At 29.7% G+C, this 19,437-nt stretch carries 14 protein-coding genes and 1 rRNA gene; 12 read left to right on the forward strand and 3 right to left on the reverse strand.

What is annotated here, in order from left to right; translation table 11 throughout:
* Positions 1 to 2: 2 nt before the first annotated feature.
* From ACKTTV_RS06785 to ACKTTV_RS06840, 12 genes are all read left to right on the forward strand, one after another.
* Positions 3 to 1,598 carry an MATE family efflux transporter gene (locus ACKTTV_RS06785; RefSeq protein WP_408030067.1) on the forward strand — a complete coding sequence of 532 codons (1,596 nt, stop codon included), beginning with the start codon at positions 3 to 5 and terminating at the stop codon, positions 1,596 to 1,598.
* A complete protein-coding gene (locus ACKTTV_RS06790; protein ID WP_408030068.1) occupies positions 1,585 to 2,388 on the forward strand; it encodes an endo alpha-1,4 polygalactosaminidase in 804 nt (267 codons plus the stop codon). The genes ACKTTV_RS06785 and ACKTTV_RS06790 overlap by 14 nt, the downstream gene beginning before the upstream one ends.
* 6 nt (positions 2,389 to 2,394) lie before the next feature.
* Positions 2,395 to 4,368, forward strand: coding sequence for a hypothetical protein (locus tag ACKTTV_RS06795; protein WP_408030069.1), 1,974 nt, complete (start codon positions 2,395 to 2,397; stop codon positions 4,366 to 4,368).
* Positions 4,369 to 4,511: 143 nt separating this feature from the next.
* The gene (locus ACKTTV_RS06800) at positions 4,512 to 8,243 is read left to right on the forward strand and encodes a DUF2194 domain-containing protein (RefSeq protein ID WP_408030070.1); all 3,732 of its coding nucleotides are present in this window, start codon (positions 4,512 to 4,514) and stop codon (positions 8,241 to 8,243) included.
* 69 nt (positions 8,244 to 8,312) lie between these two features.
* Positions 8,313 to 9,440, forward strand: coding sequence for a DegT/DnrJ/EryC1/StrS family aminotransferase (locus ACKTTV_RS06805; RefSeq protein WP_408030071.1), 1,128 nt, complete (start codon positions 8,313 to 8,315; stop codon positions 9,438 to 9,440).
* 53 nt (positions 9,441 to 9,493) lie between these two features.
* The gene (gene galE, locus ACKTTV_RS06810) at positions 9,494 to 10,504 is read left to right on the forward strand and encodes a UDP-glucose 4-epimerase GalE (protein WP_408030072.1); all 1,011 of its coding nucleotides are present in this window, start codon (positions 9,494 to 9,496) and stop codon (positions 10,502 to 10,504) included.
* A 521-nt stretch (positions 10,505 to 11,025) separates the two neighbouring features.
* Positions 11,026 to 12,738: a hypothetical protein gene (locus ACKTTV_RS06815; RefSeq protein ID WP_408030073.1), complete on the forward strand. Its 1,713-nt coding sequence runs from the start codon at positions 11,026 to 11,028 to the stop codon at positions 12,736 to 12,738.
* Complete coding sequence (locus ACKTTV_RS06820) at positions 12,716 to 13,183, forward strand: hypothetical protein (RefSeq protein WP_408030074.1); 468 nt, start codon at positions 12,716 to 12,718, stop codon at positions 13,181 to 13,183. Before ACKTTV_RS06815 ends, ACKTTV_RS06820 begins: the two co-directional genes overlap by 23 nt.
* A gap of 133 nt (positions 13,184 to 13,316) precedes the next feature.
* Entirely contained in the window at positions 13,317 to 13,541 is a 225-nt protein-coding gene (locus ACKTTV_RS06825; protein WP_408030075.1) for a hypothetical protein, read from the forward strand.
* 2 nt (positions 13,542 to 13,543) lie between these two features.
* Positions 13,544 to 14,029 (forward strand): hypothetical protein, encoded by a 486-nt coding sequence (locus ACKTTV_RS06830; RefSeq protein WP_408030076.1) that lies wholly within the window; start codon positions 13,544 to 13,546, stop codon positions 14,027 to 14,029.
* Between the two features lie 246 nt (positions 14,030 to 14,275).
* On the forward strand, positions 14,276 to 14,944 hold the full coding sequence (locus ACKTTV_RS06835) for a hypothetical protein (RefSeq protein WP_408030077.1): 669 nt from the start codon (positions 14,276 to 14,278) through the stop codon (positions 14,942 to 14,944).
* The gene (locus ACKTTV_RS06840; protein WP_408030078.1) at positions 14,931 to 15,407 is read left to right on the forward strand and encodes a hypothetical protein; all 477 of its coding nucleotides are present in this window, start codon (positions 14,931 to 14,933) and stop codon (positions 15,405 to 15,407) included. The genes ACKTTV_RS06835 and ACKTTV_RS06840 overlap by 14 nt, the downstream gene beginning before the upstream one ends.
* Before the next feature lie 144 nt (positions 15,408 to 15,551).
* On the opposite strand, the gene ACKTTV_RS06845 is transcribed toward ACKTTV_RS06840, so the two are convergent.
* The 3 genes from ACKTTV_RS06845 to rrf all read right to left on the reverse strand — a co-directional run bounded on the left by ACKTTV_RS06845 (position 15,552) and on the right by rrf (position 19,243).
* Complete coding sequence (locus tag ACKTTV_RS06845) at positions 15,552 to 16,739, reverse strand: acetate/propionate family kinase (protein WP_408030079.1); 1,188 nt, start codon at positions 16,737 to 16,739, stop codon at positions 15,552 to 15,554.
* A gap of 13 nt (positions 16,740 to 16,752) precedes the next feature.
* Positions 16,753 to 18,846 carry a phosphate acetyltransferase gene (gene pta, locus ACKTTV_RS06850; RefSeq protein WP_408030080.1) on the reverse strand — a complete coding sequence of 698 codons (2,094 nt, stop codon included), beginning with the start codon at positions 18,844 to 18,846 and terminating at the stop codon, positions 16,753 to 16,755.
* Positions 18,847 to 19,134: 288 nt separating this feature from the next.
* A 5S ribosomal RNA gene (rrf, locus tag ACKTTV_RS06855) occupies positions 19,135 to 19,243 on the reverse strand.
* Between the last annotated feature and the right edge of the window lie 194 nt (positions 19,244 to 19,437).

Genomic DNA, 19,437 nt, shown 5'->3' on the forward strand with positions numbered 1-19,437 from the left:
CAATGGTAAAAAACATTGAGGAAAGTACTACTATACTACTCCAAAAAATTAAAGAAAAAATCGGCTCCCCTGTATCCGTTGATGTCGTTGTTGCAACCTTAGAGTCTTTAGGTATAAAAAGTGAAAATGTCCAAGAAGATTTTGGTTATAAAAACTCTTGGGAATTAGCTACATATATCTTTCAAGAGCTAACCGTTAATGTAAAATCACTTATTAAGAATAACAAACAGCTAGACCAAGAAAGTTCTATTGACGAAAAACCAAAAAAAATAGCACTAAATGCATACCTTTTTTTTAAGCAGTATTTTCTGAGTACTTCATATCTTTTGGCATTTGCTATTCAACTTACGTCTATTATTGCTTACGGATTTTCGATATATATATACACTGGTTTTAATCATGTTCAATCGACCGTAGTGGTTTTAGGTATTGTTATTGGAATGATTATTAGCGGAGGTTTTATACAGGTAATAGGTAATCAAGTATCAAAACACTTTTATTTAAAAGACTTCAGACTTGTAGAGGAGATGACTTTTTATCTATTAAAAAAAGGTACTTTGTTTATTGTTTCTTGTATTGCCTTACTTTTCTTAGTTAATCTGGCCTTACCTTTTTATCCTGTAAAAACAGCCTTATTAATTAGTTCATATGCTTTCTGGGTAGCTATGCTATTTTTAGTTTTTGCTCCGCTGCATGTAATAAGAAATCGGAAAATCATTTTACTAGCCACCATTGTTGCCACTCTAACCTGCTTGCCATTAACTGATAATACTTTTTTTAATATTTATCAACTTCATTTTTTAGGTTTATTCGTCGCAATTGCAACTGTTATAATATTCCTCATTATTTATTTTAAGCTAAAAAAAGGACATCATAGCTCTTCAAAAATAAAAATTCATAAAGGAGCTATATTTTATAATAATCTACATCCTTTTATCTATGGAATTTTAATCAACATCTTCTTTTTTATTGATAGAATAATTGCATGGTCGGGTACTGAAGTCGGAATTTTTTTTATGCCCATTTATTACGAAAAAGATTATGAAATTGGTATGGATATTTCTATTGTATTCTTTCTTCTTCTCGCTGGAATTCTTGAATATGGAAACATCTCTTTATTTAATTTATTAAATACTTATAAAAACAAAACCACTCTTGTCAATTTAAAAAGTTATAAACGCAAAGTAAGAAATCTTTACATCAAAAACTTGTTACTTATTTTCATAGCTTCTCTTCCAATATATTTTATTATTCTATACATCCTTTATGGAAGTTGGGGGTATAATCACTTTTTTATTGAACCCCTAAAAGGCATTAATATAAAAGTAGCCAATATTGGAGTTATCGGTTATTTGTTTTTGTGCTGTGGAATGCTAAACTCATCTTATTTATTATCAATGAAAAAACAAAAAGAAGTATTGCTTATTCTCTCTTTTTCTTGCATTATAAACATTACTTCGGGATTAATACTTAGTCGCTTATTTTCTTATGAAGATAGTGTATATGGAATGCTAATAGCCTCTGTTGCTTTTACTTTTTTAAGTTTTAAGGAAAATATAAAAGTTTATAAAAACATAGATTATTATGCTACATTATAAATACCTTATTTTATTACTTAGCTCGATTCTATCATTTAAATCTTTTGCTAATCTTAAGAATGTATTTTTATGTTATGGAAAAGTTCCTGTACATGAAATACGAAACTACACCTATGTTATCGTTGAAGCTAGTCATTATACCGCAGGTGAAGTAGCTGTTTTGAAACAATACAATCGTTACGTGATATGTTATATTTCTTTAGGAGAAGTAAATAAATTCACCTCTTTTTATGAACAAGCTAAACCCTTTGTTCTCTCTGGTAAAAATAAAGTATGGGATAGTTATTATTTAGATTTAGAAAAAAAACCACTTCAAAAGATACTACTAAAAGATATTAAAGAAAAAATTCAAATGAAGGGATTCGATGGATTATTCTTAGATAATATTGATAATTACGGGATATATGGTACACAAAAACATTTAAAGAAACATTTAATAGCATTCATAAGAGATATTAAGAATGCTTTCCCTACTATTTTTTTAATGCAAAATGCTGGGCTAGATTTAATTGAAGCAACACACGAATCAATAAATGCCATAGCCATAGAATCAATAATTACTTCTTATAGTTTCGATGAAAGGAAATATCAGTTTAGAGATAGAAAAGAATTCAAACGAAAAGCAATTAAAATCAAAGAAATTGAGAAAAAGTATAACCTCCCTTTTATCGTTATCGAATATATGAACAGTGATAAAGGGAAAAACAAAATTCTCAGAAAACTAAAAAAGTTTAAATGGGAAATATTTGTTGGACAAATTGATTTACAAAGCAAACCTACCTTTAAATAATAACTAATGAAAATACATGAAACTAGCTTCCTTTATGCTTTGGTAAGGTTCGTATTCACTTTTGTTCTTTTTTATTTTGTAAGGAAATCTTCAAAAAAGAAAGGTGATTATTTATTTTCAAAGTTCTTTGTTGTCAATATTAGCAAATATGCCTCATTAAGTATTGTTATCATTTTTCTATTAACTCTTATAGGAGCCTTTAATCTATTTAATTACTTATGTTTTGTCATTGTTTTTCTGATTTTCGATTTGAATAACTTCAACCATCCAAAAATCATTTATTCTTCGTTAAAACATTCCTTTGAAAAACTTACAACAGACTATATCGGATTCATAGAAAGCTCTCAAAAGAAAAATTCTATCTTAAAATACATCAAATCGAAAAAACCAAGCAATCATGAGCTTTACGATCTTTTTTCTGTATTGATTATTATCCTTTTTGTGTTTTTCACTCGAATGTATTTCTATACAAATGATTTATTCCTCTTTTCAGAAAATTGGTTTAGTGACTATGAAAAACTTACACTAATACAAAATCAGAAATGGTTTAATATTGAATATCAAGAAATGGGAGAATATGTTCTCATTAGTTTGTTTAGTCTAATATTTAAAGTTAGTTCTGGAATGAGTTTGCAAATGTTCGGACTCTTACAAACTGTTATACTGTCCGTTTTGACATTTTTTATAATAAAAACCATAAGTAAAGAAGATAAAATACTTATACCGCTAATTATTTCGTTTTTGTTTTTTGCTGGCTTAAGTATTTTACCTATCGATCTCGCGTCAATATTTAAACATCAAAAAATTTTTACCGTTGTTTTTATTTTAATTCCGATTATAGCAAAAACATCCGAAAAACAGCATTACTACAAATTTAGGACAAACTTGATTTTAATTTGTTTTGCCTTTGTTGCCATTACCTTGACTTCATTTGCTTCTATGTTTATTTTGGTAATTCCTTCATTTGTTATTCTTACTCTTTTTGATCGCAGTAAAACAACAAGTCAAAAAATAACATTATCTCTTTTACCTTTTACTGTTGGATTACTCACGCTAACATTTTTTATGGCATTTTATGAGTACGGTCATTTTGATATTGATTTTTTTATAAAGAATAGTTTTATTGAGGTATCTAATTTTACAAAAACAGAAAGTCTATTTGTTAATTATGAAATTATTATTCAGTCAATATCAGTATTGTGTACAGCAACCATTTTAGTTAACATCTTAACCTATAGATTTAACTTAATTTCTATTACTTTATGTACTCTTTATCTTTTTATATCGGCACTTTATCATACTGAACATTTCCTTATTGACAAAACGCTTTTACTAACTATTTTCAGTTTTCTTACTCCAATAAATGTTGGGTGTATTATTTCAGATCTTTTTTTTAATAATATTCAATGGACTCGTTCCAAAAACTCTAGAGATATTGCGTTTTTCTTTATCTTCTTTGTTTTCTTTTTTGGTGGAATATTACAAAAAGACTTTATAAAAAAGGTTAAAAAATCTAATGAAACGAATAGGCAACTCCTTTCCGCCTATGACAAAATAATAACGACTCATTTACCGTATAGTTTCGCTGTGGTAAACCACGAAGGAGCCATGACATTTAGTAAGTCAAGTCATTTCTTTATTAACTACCATGAACTCAACGAGACCTATATTGAAAAAGACTCCCTGTTCCATAACAATAAGAAAAAAGAAAATTTTTTAAAAAATAATCCAAATGCAATTATTCCGAACAGCGTGTTTTTATTTGAAATACTCGGAGTTGACAAAAATGTTAGTCGTATTGGTTTCTTAACCCCTAAAAATCAACTAAAACAAAATGACAGTATTATTAAAATTTTGAAATCGAGAGGACGAGAAATATCAACTTATGTAAATACTGAAAGAATAAGAGTTTATAAAATAATAAATAAGAAAAACAGCAGTGATATTAATAAAATGTTGTTTTACGATAAAAGATTATAAGATATGATTGTTTAATAATAAATATAGATAGTCCAAACCTTCTTAATTCCTCCCACAGGCAATAAAGATACAACTAGAAATGGCTCCTTAATTTAAAATCAAATTTTGGAGGTAAAACAAGTGCTTAACCTAAATCTATTCTTATGAAAAGAAAAGCTAACCAATTTATCAAAATAGGCATTATACTATTCCTATTTGCTTGCTCTGTTTATGGGTTTTACTCAAAAAATAATAGCCCTTTAAACTCAAGTATTTCTAATTCAAAAAAAGAGTTTTCCAAGAGTAATTTCTTTGTTAACAAAAAAAGCCCTTTAATTAGTTTTTTAGGAAACTCCTTACATAACAATAGTACATTAGATCATATAAAACAGCTATGTGATTATACGAAAATTCCATTTTATTCAATTTCTCTAGATAACTTAATAGATGAAAACTATCAACTTCCAAATTCCTTAAAAGTTATTTGTCTTGACAAAACGGAGTCATTAACGTTAAAAGCAATAGAAAAACTCATTCAATTTACTGCAAAAGGTGGCACTATCATACTAACAAATTTACCAACAGATCAGCGTTTAAATTATTTAATTGGACTTCAAAAAAAAACTTCATTACATTCATACAACACTACCGCTAAAGGAATTTTGTTCGAAAATAACTTCACTCCTAATCTTAATAAGGTTGGTGTTTTTAAAGATTTAATTCACTATGGTTTCAATAAACGGAGTTTTCATAAAAATGTAAAAACAATACTTAGTTCAATAAATGAAAAAAACTATCCTGTTATTTTAGAAAACACTATTGGTTCAGGAAAGGTTATTCTTTTTAATACAACTTTCGAAATATCTAAATACGAACGAGGATTATTATTTCCCTGTATTATATCATCCCTTGAAGGTGTACCATATCCAATAGCCAATGTAAACACTATTTTTCTTGATGATTTCCCTAGCCCTGTTTACCCTTTCATGAAAGAACCTATACTCAGCGAATTCAATATTTCGAGTCAAAAATTTGTTAAAGATATTTGGTGGCCTGATATGTTAAAACTCGCAAAAAAATACAATCTCCATTATACAACCACTATTATTTTTGATTATGAAGAAAATGTAGAACCTCCCTTTTCTTATAAACAATGGAACTTGGCCAGAGATAATTTTGTTCCCATATCACATCAAATAACTCAAGATGTATTAAATACGAATCACGAATTGGGTATACATGGCTACAATCATGTTTCTCTTTTGAAAAAAAGCTGGACATCGGAGAACATTAAAATAGCCATGAACACTGTAAAAAAAATGTGGGATGTTAGCGATTATGGCCATCACCCTATTTCTTACATTCCTCCTTCCAATTATATTGATAAGCAAGGGGTACTTGCCTTACATGCTGGCTTACCTTCTTTAAAATACATGTGCAGTCTTTATACTGGTAAATTAAAAAAAGGAGGAGATCGAGAGTTTAATCCAGAGCCCTACACACATGAAATGTTTGATTTTCCAAGAAACACCTCTGGTTTTTATTTGAATAATTTCAAAAAATACTTAAAGGAATCTATGTTTTTATATACTGGTATTTGGTCGCATTTTGTTCATCCAGATGATGTTTATCAAATTCCCACAATGGGAAACATAAAAACAAAAGGAGAGTTTAGTTTTAGAAATAAGCTTGGGTTAAACTGGAGAAAAACTAACGACCAGAATTTAGCTGGTATGTATCCAACTTTTGAAAAATTAATTCAAAATCATATTAAAAATTACCCATTTACAAAATTCCCTGATGTAAAAACTGCTGGTAAACTTGTTTCTAAATTAAGAGTTGACGACTTTGAACATGAGATAAACAATGAGCTCTATACCGTTCATAATTTAACCTCAAAACAAAATCAACAAGATTGGTTGGTATATATATCAACTAATAATTCACGAACATTTTTTAAATACTTGGTTGACAACAATTATCCTTTTACAAAAACAAAACTACTTGATGGTTTTATTATTAACATAAAAACGCCCAATGGGAGACTTCGTATCCCTAATTTAGATAAAAAAACATCTAGAAAAGTTTCCTCTAATTTCATAACTGAATTCAATAATTTCCGAAATTATAAGGAAACAGATGAAGAGTTATTAAGCGAAAAATTAAAGTTTCTACGAGACGAAATATTTAAAAGCAAGGAAGCATCTATAGAAACGTGGAATAAATATGCTAAATATGCTGGATGGGCTAAGCAAGAGAATCTTTTTTGGAATGATTTAGAACTTTACTATTACAAACATCAAAACTACCAGGCCGCTTGTTTACCAGAGTTAATGGCTAAATTTATTTGGTACCCCTCAGAGAGAAGTAAGTTAATATGGTTAGAGCGAAAAATAATAACGGCAAACAAAATTGAAACAAAACTTAGCTTACTGGAAGAGTATATCAAAAATTATAATAGCAAAAACAATAGAATCGCTATTCAAGAAAAGCTTAAGTTAATGGCTGAATTAAATCCTACAATTGAAAATAAAATTGCTTATATATCTGCCTACTTGTGGAGTGAAAGTAATGACAAATTAGGCGTTCTTTCAGCTGTTCGCATCAATAGTGATTACAAACGTATATCAAATGAACTTGCTTGGTATTTCTATGAACAAAAACAATTATCAAAAGCTATTCAATGGGCTTCTATCTCAGATAAAATTACTATTGACACGCAACTTTATTGGTTATTTGAAACTAAGAATTATAAGAAATTAGAGTCTTTCTATATCGATTATAAGTATTCATCAGTTGAAGAAAAGTTCTTAGCTGACAAAACCATGATTGATCTTTATCTAGCGAAAGAAAAGTTTTTAAAAGCTTGGAATATTGCTTCTAAAATCGATCCATCACATCCCGAATATAAATCCATTCGGAAAAAACTGAATACATTCTTTCTTTACCAAAATAGGAATATTCAAAAGCGAATACTTGATAATAATCCTTTCTTGTATAAAAAAAATAGAGACAGTATTCAACGTATTATTATGATAGAAGAAAACAACGTATACAGTATTCGATCTATTTTAAATACAAACAGAGCCGATATAAGCACCTTTGATAAAAGATTTACCTATAGTTTAATTAACAAAAAGAAACATGTTCATAATTTTTCATTCACACATTCATTAGTTAATGATATTGTAAATAGAAATGGAAAAAGTTTTTCATTATATGGATTAGACTACAAATTTGAAAATTCAAAATCATTCAGTCGAGTATTTCAATATTCTGGTAATTTTGGTTTTGAAACGGATAGAAATAAATATTTTTATCACTTCGGAATCCAAGGAAGCTACAATCTTGAAAGTAGTTTGTTTTCTTTAAATTATAAGGCTTCTCCTGTAAGAAATAATGTAGGGTTTAACGATTTTTTGTATGTTAATTCTTTAGGACTTTACTATGAGAAAAATTTTAAAAATAAAATAAGTACCACCGCCTACTTAGAAAGTAATTATTACACCGATAATAACTCAGATGTTACTCTTTCTCTAGCTATGAATTACCCAGTTATCAAATATGGAAATAATATTTTTAGAACAGTTGCTGAAAGTTCTCATTCTCTAGGTACGACGAATTTAGATGGTATTCCTTATTGGATGACCACTAACCGACATTTTGCTGGTGGAGGGCTCCAATATCAATTAAATACAGATATCGACAAAACTTTCATCCTTTTAGATGGTATGTATTTCTATGATAGTTACTCTTCATATTTTTCACGTTATCGTGCGAAGTTTAATTTCCATTTGCAAAAATATTTTACAGTAAATTTTAGCGGAGAGTTGTTTCAACATAATTTATATTATTCAAATTCATTTAATATTGGCTTATCATTCTATGCACCCTAAATAACTTACTTTGATCACCTTTAAAAAAACAAATTATAGTCGTATTTTTGAATCGATAAAACGTATACAATGAAAAAAATACAAATGGTCGACTTACAGAGTCAATATCAAAAAATAAAAGACGTTGTTAATACATCAATTGAAGAAGTTTTAAACTCTTCAGCATATATTAACGGTCCGTATGTAAAAGAGTTCCAAGCTGACCTAGAGAAATATTTAGATGTAAAACATGTTATTCCTTGTGCCAATGGAACGGATGCTTTGCAAATTGCAATGATGGGGCTTGGATTAAAACCTGGTGATGAAGTTATTACTGTTGATTTTACCTTCGCTGCAACTGTGGAAGTGATTGGTTTATTACAATTAACTCCAATTTTAGTCGATGTTGAAATAGATACTTTTAATATTAATATTGAAGCTCTAAGAAAAGCAATTACTCCAAAAACAAAAGCTATAGTTCCCGTTCATTTGTTTGGTCAATGCGCTAACATGGAAGCCATTCTAGAAGTAGCCAAAGAACATAATCTTTTTGTTATTGAAGATAATGCTCAAGCTATTGGAGCCAATTATACCTTTGCTGATGGTACAGTAAAAAAAGCTGGAACTATTGGACATGTTGGAACAACATCATTTTTCCCTTCGAAAAACTTAGGGTGTTATGGTGATGGTGGGGCTATTTTCACCAATGATGACGAATTAGCGCATACCTTAAGAGGAATTGTTAATCATGGAATGTATAAAAGATATTATCATGACGTGGTTGGAGTAAACTCTCGATTAGATAGTATACAAGCTGCTATTTTAAAAGCTAAGTTACCTAACTTAGATAATTATTGTGAGGCAAGAAGAAAGGCAGCAGAGTTTTATTCAAATGCTTTTAAAAATAACGAGAATATTGTTACTCCTGTGATCAGTGCTTTTACTACTCATGTTTTTCATCAGTATACATTAAGAATTACGAATGGAAAAAGAAATGAGTTGCACCAACATTTACTAGATAATAATATTCCAAATGCAATTTATTATCCAGTTCCATTACATGCTCAAAAAGCATATAAAGATGAGCGATATAATGAAGACAACTTTAAAGTTACAAATCAATTAATTGATGAAGTTATTTCATTACCAATGCATACCGAACTAGATACTGAACAACTAGAATTTATAAGCCAAACTGTTTTAAATTTTTTAAACTAACTACACTAACATGAAATAATTAAATTCTTTAACCTCTAAAAAATTAAACAAACATGAAAAAAATCCTAGTTACAGGAGGATTGGGCTTTATTGGATCACATACTGTAGTAGAATTACAAAATGCAGGCTTTGACGTTGTAATAATTGATGATTTATCAAATTCTTCGATAGAAGTTTTAGATAATATTGTTGAGATTACAGGCAAAAAACCTGACTTTCATCAATTAGATTTAAGAATTAAATCTGATGTAAAAGAATTCTTTAATACAACCAAAATAGATGGAATTATTCATTTTGCAGCTTTTAAAGCCGTTGGTGAAAGTGTTCAAAAACCATTGGAGTATTATGAAAATAATATTGGTAGCTTAGTTTATCTTTTACAAGAAATGAGAGATCGAAATTTCGATAATTTTATATTTAGTTCTTCTTGTACAGTTTATGGTCAAGCGGATGAACTACCAATTACCGAAAATGCTCCCGTAAAAACTGCTGAATCACCTTATGGAAATACAAAGCAAGTTGGAGAAGAAATTATAAAAGAAGCTTGTAATGCTCATAATTTTAATGCCATTGCCTTGCGTTATTTTAATCCTGTGGGAGCGCATGATAGTATTAAAATAGGAGAATTGCCGTTAGGAGTTCCTCAAAATTTAATTCCTTTTGTTACTCAAACTGCAGCTGGGATAAGAGAAGAACTTTCTATTTTTGGCGATGACTATCCGACTGAAGATGGTACAGCTGTTAGAGATTATATTCATGTTGTTGATTTAGCGAAAGCTCATATTGCTGCCCTTCAGCGATTATTAGACAAAAAGAATAAAGCTAACTTTGAATTTTTCAATGTTGGTACTGGTAAAGGAAGCTCTGTTTTAGAGGTCGTAAAATCTTTCGAAAAAGTGGCTGACAAAAAGTTAAACTATAAAATTGTTGGTAGACGTGAAGGAGATATTACCGCAGCATATGCCGATACCACATTAGCAAGTAAAGAACTCAATTGGAAAACAGAAAAAACACTAGATGAAGCTTTGGAATCAGCCTGGAAATGGCAACAAAGTCAATCATAAAAAAGAAAAACCCAAGTTCAAGAACTTGGGTTTTTCTTTTCATTCAAGGTTATTAGAATACCCAAAAGTTTAAACTTTTAATTCTCACTTCATATTTAGCTTACTCAATAATATCGCTGAAGTCTTTGTACTCACTATAATTTGTTTAACCATGCCGCTAATTGGTTTGTATTGACAATAATTTGTCCAGCGACGTCGCTGAACACTTTGTACTCACTATAATTTGCTCAGCGATGTCGCTAAGACTTTTGTATTAACTATAATTTCTTCAGCGATCTCGCCGAAGCTTTTATACTCGTCATAAAAAAGATATACAATTAAACGAAACTATTCTAACCCCCAAAATTGACAACTGATAACTAACAATTTATAAATCAAGGGAAAACCCTGACTATAATTTCAGGGATACTAGGTATTGCCTTCCTTATAAGTTATTTATACTTTTGAAGAACCGAAAAATTGCCCCACCTATTTTACTTTTTGAATTAAAAATTATTGTGAAAATTTGAAAAACTATTATTATGAAAATTACGAATTTATTTAAAATTGCTGTATTGCTATGTAGCTTAACTTTTTTATTATTTAACTGCCAAAACGATGATAACGAAAATTTACCTGAAAATATTCAGGATAAAAACAAATTTGAAAAGTTATTTAAAACTAAACTAGTAAGTAAACAACTCAACTTAGGAGAAGACAATATTTATGTTAATTGGAATCAACCAAATATTTTAGAATTAAGTAAAGATGAAAAAAGAGGTACGTACCAATATTCAATCGAATTAAAAGAGTCAATCATTAATAGTTCAGATTTATTTGTAGACAAACTCATTTTTAAACTTATTGTTTCAGAAAAAGAAGATCAGGTTGATTTTACGATCTTAAGATATGAGCCTTTTAAAAATTCATTAAATGTTAGTCCAAGCGAAACTAATTTAGAAGGGTTTAGCGGAATGAAGTTTATTTTCAACGAGCTAGGAATAATTCAAGATATTTACACTTACCAAAGTGGAGATAAAATAGCTTCTTTTAATGAAAATAAAGATAATAGAAAAGGAAAATATACTGATATATTATTTTCACGAGCAGCTTCTAGTGCCGATTTTGATGATTGTACCGATTTAAACGGAAATCCAATAGAAAATTGTACTGGCTCAAATGATGGAAGCGGGTCAGGCTCTGGTGCTGGAGGTGGCGGTGGTGGTTATGTTTTAGAAACTACTAGAAATTATACAGATTGGTACAATATGTGCAATACCTGCGATAATAGTGATGGAACCATTTATTATCATACTGATGGAAATAAATACATTTATATAAAAACAGTTTACAATGGTTCAACCTCACGATGGGTTTGGGTTTCAGGTGGAGGTAATAGATATATAGATTTTTTTGATTCAAGAACTGGAGGAGGTTCAAGAGGTCCTAATTTTAATACCAACGACCAAAGAAATTACTCAGGAAGTAGTAATGATGAAACAGGAGACGAATTACCTTGTCCTATTGGGTATCAAAAAATAGGATATGATTGTGTGAAAATTGTCGAGGAAGATGATCAGATTATTAACGAGCTTACTGGAAAAGCAAAATGTATTTTCGATGCATTAAAAAATTCTAGTACAGGGTTTAAAAACATGATCAAAAAATTTGACGGTGAGTTTCCTGTTAGTCATTTGAATTTTACAATAAATAATACGTTATCTAATGGAAATTATGGAATTACAATGCCTCCCAATAATTTTGTTATTGAAATTCAATTTAGCAATACTCAATTAGAAAATATTTCTGATTTAGGAAGTGCTGTTTCCATTGCTCATGAGGCAATCCATGCTGAAATTTTTAGAAAAATGCTATCAGCAGCTCAAAGAGGAGATTTAGATCCTGATAATATGACACAACAGCAACAAATAGACTATATTAATAATTTAAGAAATAATTTTCCAGGTATTTATGATTATTATGTTGATAGATATAGATCTACTTGGAATCATAATTTAATGGCTCAACATTACATATCTACAATAGCAGATATAGTAGGAGAGTTTGATAATAACACATTAACTAGACAAGTATACGAAGATATTGCTTGGGCTGGATTAACAATAATTAATAACCCTAATACTGGCGGTTCTGAAATTTCTGTAGCTTGGAATAATTTAAGTCCAGATGAAAAATCGCGTATAAATTCTAATATATCAAATTATTTTACAAATGGAACAAGCGATTGCAACTAATAGATTTATAATAATTTTATTAACTTTTATTGTTAGTATTACGAGCTACTCTCAAAATAAAAATGATTTTTATACATTGTTTAAAGATGGGAAAAAGTATAAAAAAATTGTTGGAAACATAATGTTAGACAACAAAGTTAGGGTAGTTAATAAAAATAAAAATACTGTGGTCTATTATTTTAATCATTCAATGCTAGAACATAGAAAAGAAGAGCATGTAGTTAAACTTTGTAATTCAGAGTGTATAGATAAGTTAAAATTAACTACACTTGAGAAATTAGGAGAAATTAAAGAGGAAGAAATAAATAAAAGACTAAAGGAAGAGGGAGTTGTTGTATATCCTAGACCTCTTAATAACAAAATATTGAAATTGTTTTTAATAGAGCCGATGGAAGATGGAAATTTTCGTAAAATAGAGGTAGAATGGATATATGTTTTAAAATAGCAATATAAAGGTCTAGTAGGACAAGCTCAACACGAACATATGGCAGATAAGTATGTTAATTCACTAAAAGATAATTTCCCTGGTCTATACGACTATTATTGGAAAAGATATAAGGCCAACTTGGAATCACAATATGATGGCTACTCATTATAGAAATACTTTAGCAGATATTATTCAAGATTTTGATAATAATTATCTTTCTCGTTCAACCTACGAGGCTATAGCATGGGCTGGTTTGGGTGAAATAGAAAATAATCAAAGTACTGTTGCTTGGCAAAATTTAACTTTTGCAGAACAGCAAGCTATTACCAATATACTAAATGAACATTTTTTTAACGGAACTTCAAATTGCAATTAATTATGGATAAAATATTTTTAGTTTTATTATTAGGGTTTACTATCCTATCTCATTCTCAGGAAAAAGAACGCGATTATTTTGTATTTCATAAAGGAGGAGAAAAACATTTAAAACCAATTAAATATATACTTTTTAACCCAAAAATTCATGAAAAAATAAAATCTAAAAAAGAAACGTATTTTCATATAAAAGGAGAAAGATTTAAATTTTCTCAAAAAGAAAACAAAATAGATACATGCAATGTCAAGTATCTAAAAAAAATTAAACTTTCAAAAGCCAATCAATTATCTAGTAACGAATTTGAATTTATTAAACAGAAATTAAAGGAAGATAAGTATTGGAAAGATAAAAAAAATAAATATCCAATGCCTATAACCAAAAACCACAATTATTTTAAAGTTATTATTGTAGAAAAATATAACGATAAGATTTTGAAATATGATGTTGATTGGACTTATACAGGAACAAGAGGGTTTAAGGTAAACTGAAAATAATTCAAAGCTTACCCAGTATAAAAAATAGTAATTTAATTTAAGTAATAAGCTTTACGATGGGTTTGGGTTTCAGGTGGAGGTAATAGATATATAGATTTTTTTGATTCAAGAACTGGAGGAGGTTCAAGAGGTCCTAATTTTAATACCAACGACCAAAGAAATTACTCAGGAAGTAGTAATGATGAAACAGGAGACGAATTACCTTGTCCTATTGGGTATCAAAAAATAGGATATGATTGTGTGAAAATTGTCGAGGAAGATGATCAGATTATTAACGAGCTTACTGGAAAAGCAAAATGTGTATATGATAAATTGAAAAATAATAGTTTAATAAATAAAACATTGGATGAGTTTGAAGGAGAAGAAGCTCAAGTAAATTTAAAGATCTTACAAGAAGATATAGAAGAAGATGGGGTCTCTGGAGAAACAGATTATGGTGATACAATAACCATAACATTAGATACTTCTGATATGAATAATACACTTTCGCTTTGGGGAGCTCATACAATATTACATGAAGCTATTCATGCTAAAATTTATAGAATGATAAGGACTAGAAGTCAGTTAGTTCTAAATCAATATACTAATACTTATCATTTACCTGATGGATCTAGAGCTGATTTCCCCACTCTTTTTGATTATTATAATGATTACCCTGATAATCCTCAACATAATTATATGGCTGATTATTACAGAGAAGCCATGGAAAATGGTTTAAAGGAATACGCTCAATTAATTGGAGAGACATATCCAGAACAGTTATATAAAGACATTGCTTGGTCTGGTTTGCACAACACTAATGTATGGAATAACATGTTTGCTGATCCTGTATATACTCAAAATGAACAACGAAGAATATTAAATTCAATAAGAAATTTTAAAAATTCAGGAACAAATGAATGTAATTAGATTTAAACTTACTATTATAACTTTTTTGTTTTCATTTTTATCAAATGCTCAAACAATAAATGATGATGCTTTCTATATATTAGATAAAAAACATAAAGATTATATTTTAAAACCTAATGTAATAAATAATAAAACTAGTAAATTTAGGTTGTATAATAGAACTGAATATGAAAATAGAGAAAAGAAAATATTAAGAGATAAAAAAGAAGGGACATTTTATAATTATCAACTTTATAAAAGACCAAAAGAATTAATATTTAGAAAAGTCTATGGTAGTAAAATAGAATATATTAAGAGTTATGATATTAATTCTTTGAATTTAGTTGATTATAAATGGCTTCAAAATAATTCTTGGAAAGAACATAACCCTAATATTTTATTCAAAGATCTATACTTTTTATTAAAGGTTGATAATGATAAATACTTAAAAGTAAAAGTTAAAAGAACAGTTATAGCATACTAACAAAAAATTGTCTAAGTACTTCATTGAAGTTGATTTAATAAATTTAGTACAATACAGAAAAAAATCATTGAATTAAATAAAAGAGGTTTTCATAAAATTTTGAAAACCTCTTACTTTTTTAGGATAGTGTCAAAATAGGTTTAATTACCTTCCCAATAATTCAAAAGATTGTCTCGCAATTTCTAGTTCTTCATTAGTTGGAATCACCAGTACTTTTACCTTAGCTTCTTTTGCGCTAATATCAGTGAACTCACTTACTCTTTGATCATTGATTTTCTCATCTAAAGAAATACCTAATCCGTCCATATCTTTACAAATTAACTCTCTCATTTTTTGAGAATTCTCTCCAATTCCTGCCGTAAACACAATAGCATCCAATCCATTCATTGCAGCAAGATATGAGCCTATATATTTCTTTACACGATAAGCATTCATTTCCAATGCTAGTCGGCACAATTTATCACCTTTATCTGCCGCGTCTTCGATATCTCTTAAATCACTATAACCAGTTAAGCCATACATCCCACTTTCTTGATGAAGCATTTTATTTACTTCTTCAGAAGTATAACCAAGAGAGTTAATTAAATGAAAAATTAAACTGTGATCTACATCTCCACTGCGTGTTCCCATTATTAATCCTGTCGCAGGTCCAAATCCAAGACTATGGTCAACGCTTTTTCCATCTTTAATAGCTGTCATGCTACATCCGTTACCAAGATGAATGGTTATGATCTTCGAGTTTTCTTTATTCAAATAATCGATCGCTTTCTCAGAAACATACTTATGACTCGTTCCATGAAACCCATATAATCGAATATTTTCATTATCCAAAAATTCGTTTGGAATGGCATATTTATATGCTTTTTCTGGAATCGTTTGATGAAACGACGTATCAAAAACTGCTACCTGTTTCGCCTTATTAAAAATACCTTCTGCAACATTTACTCCCTCTAAATTTGCTGGATTATGTAAAGGAGCCAAAGGAAATAAGTCTTTGATTTTATTTTTTACTTCTTGGTTTACCTCTATAGTTTCCGTAAAAGAACTCCCTCCATGTACTACTCTATGACCAACCGCTTTAATCTCATCTGTTGAAGCAATAACACCAACTTTAGAATCAAGTAATAACGTAACAACCTTTTCCAAGCCCTCTTTATGGTCTTTTATATTCAAAACCTCTTCAAGAGATTCTTCCTTCGTTTTATAACGAACTTTACTATCTTCTAGTCCTATCCTCTCAATTACTCCAGAACATATTACCTGCTGATCAGGCATCACAAATAATTGATACTTTATTGATGAACTCCCTGAGTTTATAACTAAAATTTTCATATGTAAATCAATTTTATCCTTGAGCTTGAATTGCTGTTAATATTACAGTATTGAATATATCATCTATTGTACACCCTCTACTTAAATCATTTACTGGTTTATTTAACCCTTGAAGCATTGGTCCAATTGCCAAAGCTCCAGTTTCCCTCTGTACTGCCTTATAAGTATTATTTCCAGTATTTAAATCTGGGAAAATTAATACATTCGCTTGCCCAGCTACCTCTGAATTCGGTAATTTTTTCTTACCTACGGATGGATCAACAGCTGCATCATATTGAATAGGACCTTCTACTTTTAAATCAGGTCTCTTTTCTTTTACTATTTCAGTAGCCTTTCTAACAATATCAACATCTTCTCCTTTTCCTGAAGCTCCTGACGAGTACGACAACAATGCTATTTTAGGATCTATTCCGAAGGCAATACTGGAATCAGCAGAAGAAATTGCTATTTCTGCCAGCTGTTCAGCCGTTGGGTTAGGGTTAATAGCACAATCTCCAAAAACGGATACTCTGTCTTCTAAACACATAAAAAAGATGGATGAAACCACAGAAAAACCAGGTTTTGTTTTTACAAATTGTAAAGCAGGTTTTATGGTGTGTTGCGTAGTATGAGCAGCTCCCGAAACCATACCATCAGCAAGTCCCTTGTACACCATCATTGTTCCAAAATACGATACATCTGCCATTAAATCTTCTGCCATGGCTAAATTTAAACCTTTATGCTTTCTTAATTCATATAGGGTCGCAGCGAAATCTTGAAAATATTCAGACTCTATTGGATTAATTACAGGTGTTTTATCAAAATCGAAAGGTATATTTAACCTTTTAATTGAAGACTCTATATTAACTCTTTTACCCAATATGGTAACATCAACTACATCTATTTTTTGTAATTGTGATGCAGCAGTTAATATACGATCATCGGAACCCTCTGGTAATACAATGTGTTTTCGTTCTTTTTTTGCACTTTGCAAAAGGTTGTATTGGAACATCCTCGGAGTAAGTGTATCCGATTTTTTATAGCTAACGAGCTTTTCTTTCAATGTCTCTACATTTACATATGTTTCAAACATTGCAATAGACATTTTAATTTTACTCTTATTATCAGCATAAATATGAGAGCGGATAGTTCCTAGCTTCGAAGCTACGCTAAATGTTCCTTCCTCTACCCATAATATAGGTACAATCTTTTCTAGTCCCTTTATTAACTTAATGACTGAAGAACTTAAATCAATTCCTCCTGTTAGAATAATACCCGATACAGAGGGGTAGTTACTAGATATATTTGCTTGTAAAGTTCCTAATAAAATATCTGATCGATCAGCAGGAGTTACCACCACACAATCTTCAGTTAAATGACTTAGAAATTTTGATAAATGCATTGCTCCTACTTTGATTCCACCAGTAGTATTGTTTAAATACTGATCACCAAATAGTACATTAGCATTAATTCCATTTAAAAGCTCCTTAACCGAGGGATTATTAAGCTTTTCATCAATAGGAATAGCATTGACTGATACAGATTTTGGTAAATTCTCTCCAACTTCCTTTAAAATTATAGGTATATTCTTTTGTTGAACCTTATTGGCTACAACTGCTATAACCTCCACGTCTTTATTTGAAAATGAATCATAAGTCAAACGAAGCCCTTGTATGAAATCTTCCAGACTTTTTCCGATTCCACCAGAAACAATTATTACTGGGACTCCAAGGTTTTTTGCTATAAGTGTATTCAAATCCATTTCGATTATTGCCGCATGATCCGAAAAATCACTTCCTTCAATGACTACATAATCAAATTCTGCTTCGAGTTTCTTATACTTTTCAATGATAGTATTAATTACTTCATCTTCCTCATCATTATTAATTTTATTAACTAATTCTGATCTAGTGAATGCATAAGAATCTTCATAGTTAGTAGTAAGATTAAAATAGCTTAAAATAGTATTTATATGATTGTCTCTTTTCCCATCAATAGGATTATCAATTATGGGCCGAAAATAACCCACTTTAGGATTGTTTCTAAGCAGTAACTGCATTAATCCAAGGGTAAGCATAGATTTACCAGAATTAGCTTCTGTAGCTGCTATATATATTGCTTTGTTCATTATTTAAGAGATAGGTACTTTTAGAGGGCAAATTTACTCCAAAATATAGGTATAAAAAAACTCCTCATTACTAAATAGAGAATAACATCAAGTTTAAAACCTATTATAAATAGTCTCCTGACAGTTCACTCTCTTCATTCTATTAGACTTATAGATAAGTTAGATATTTCAATCTAAAAGTTGGCTAAAACGGGTATTTTAAGATGTTGTTTAATTCAATGATATTAGAAGTAAAATAAGGATAAAAAAAAACTCCTCATTACTTAATGTAATGAGGAGTTTTTAAAAGAAAGGCAACGACCTACTCTCCCACCAGTGGCAGTACCATCGGCGCTAATGGGCTTAACTTCTCTGTTCGGAATGGTAAGAGGTGAGCCCCATTGCTATAATCACCTTAAATCGTTTCAGTATCTCTCAACTGTATAAGTTAACATATTGCTAAAATCATATCGCTTTATCAAGTATTGAGAATTTAGTATTGAGTATTGAGATTAGATATATCTAAATTCTCTCTTCTCAATTCTAACTTCTATCTAAAGAGTGTCCTTCTCCCTTGTTGCCAAGGGAGAGGATCGTACATAAGCCTATGGG

Source organism: Tenacibaculum xiamenense (assembly GCF_964513065.1).
Taxonomy (GTDB): Bacteria; Bacteroidota; Bacteroidia; order Flavobacteriales; family Flavobacteriaceae; genus Polaribacter; species Polaribacter xiamenense.

Excerpts from the sequence above, each read along its gene's own strand:
- ACKTTV_RS06825 (WP_408030075.1), top strand. The coding sequence starts at position 13,317 with ATGATGGCTACTCATTATAGAAATACTTTAGCAGATATTATTCAAGAT.
- ACKTTV_RS06845 (WP_408030079.1), bottom strand. The coding sequence starts at position 16,739 with ATGAAAATTTTAGTTATAAACTCAGGGAGTTCATCAATAAAGTATCAA.
- pta (WP_408030080.1), bottom strand. The coding sequence starts at position 18,846 with ATGAACAAAGCAATATATATAGCAGCTACAGAAGCTAATTCTGGTAAA.
- ACKTTV_RS06785 (WP_408030067.1), top strand. The coding sequence starts at position 3 with ATGGTAAAAAACATTGAGGAAAGTACTACTATACTACTCCAAAAAATT.
- ACKTTV_RS06815 (WP_408030073.1), top strand. The coding sequence starts at position 11,026 with ATGAAAATTACGAATTTATTTAAAATTGCTGTATTGCTATGTAGCTTA.
- ACKTTV_RS06830 (WP_408030076.1), top strand. The coding sequence starts at position 13,544 with ATGGATAAAATATTTTTAGTTTTATTATTAGGGTTTACTATCCTATCT.
- ACKTTV_RS06790 (WP_408030068.1), top strand. The coding sequence starts at position 1,585 with ATGCTACATTATAAATACCTTATTTTATTACTTAGCTCGATTCTATCA.
- ACKTTV_RS06820 (WP_408030074.1), top strand. The coding sequence starts at position 12,716 with ATGGAACAAGCGATTGCAACTAATAGATTTATAATAATTTTATTAACT.
- ACKTTV_RS06800 (WP_408030070.1), top strand. The coding sequence starts at position 4,512 with ATGAAAAGAAAAGCTAACCAATTTATCAAAATAGGCATTATACTATTC.
- ACKTTV_RS06805 (WP_408030071.1), top strand. The coding sequence starts at position 8,313 with ATGAAAAAAATACAAATGGTCGACTTACAGAGTCAATATCAAAAAATA.
- galE (WP_408030072.1), top strand. The coding sequence starts at position 9,494 with ATGAAAAAAATCCTAGTTACAGGAGGATTGGGCTTTATTGGATCACAT.
- ACKTTV_RS06840 (WP_408030078.1), top strand. The coding sequence starts at position 14,931 with ATGAATGTAATTAGATTTAAACTTACTATTATAACTTTTTTGTTTTCA.
- ACKTTV_RS06795 (WP_408030069.1), top strand. The coding sequence starts at position 2,395 with ATGAAAATACATGAAACTAGCTTCCTTTATGCTTTGGTAAGGTTCGTA.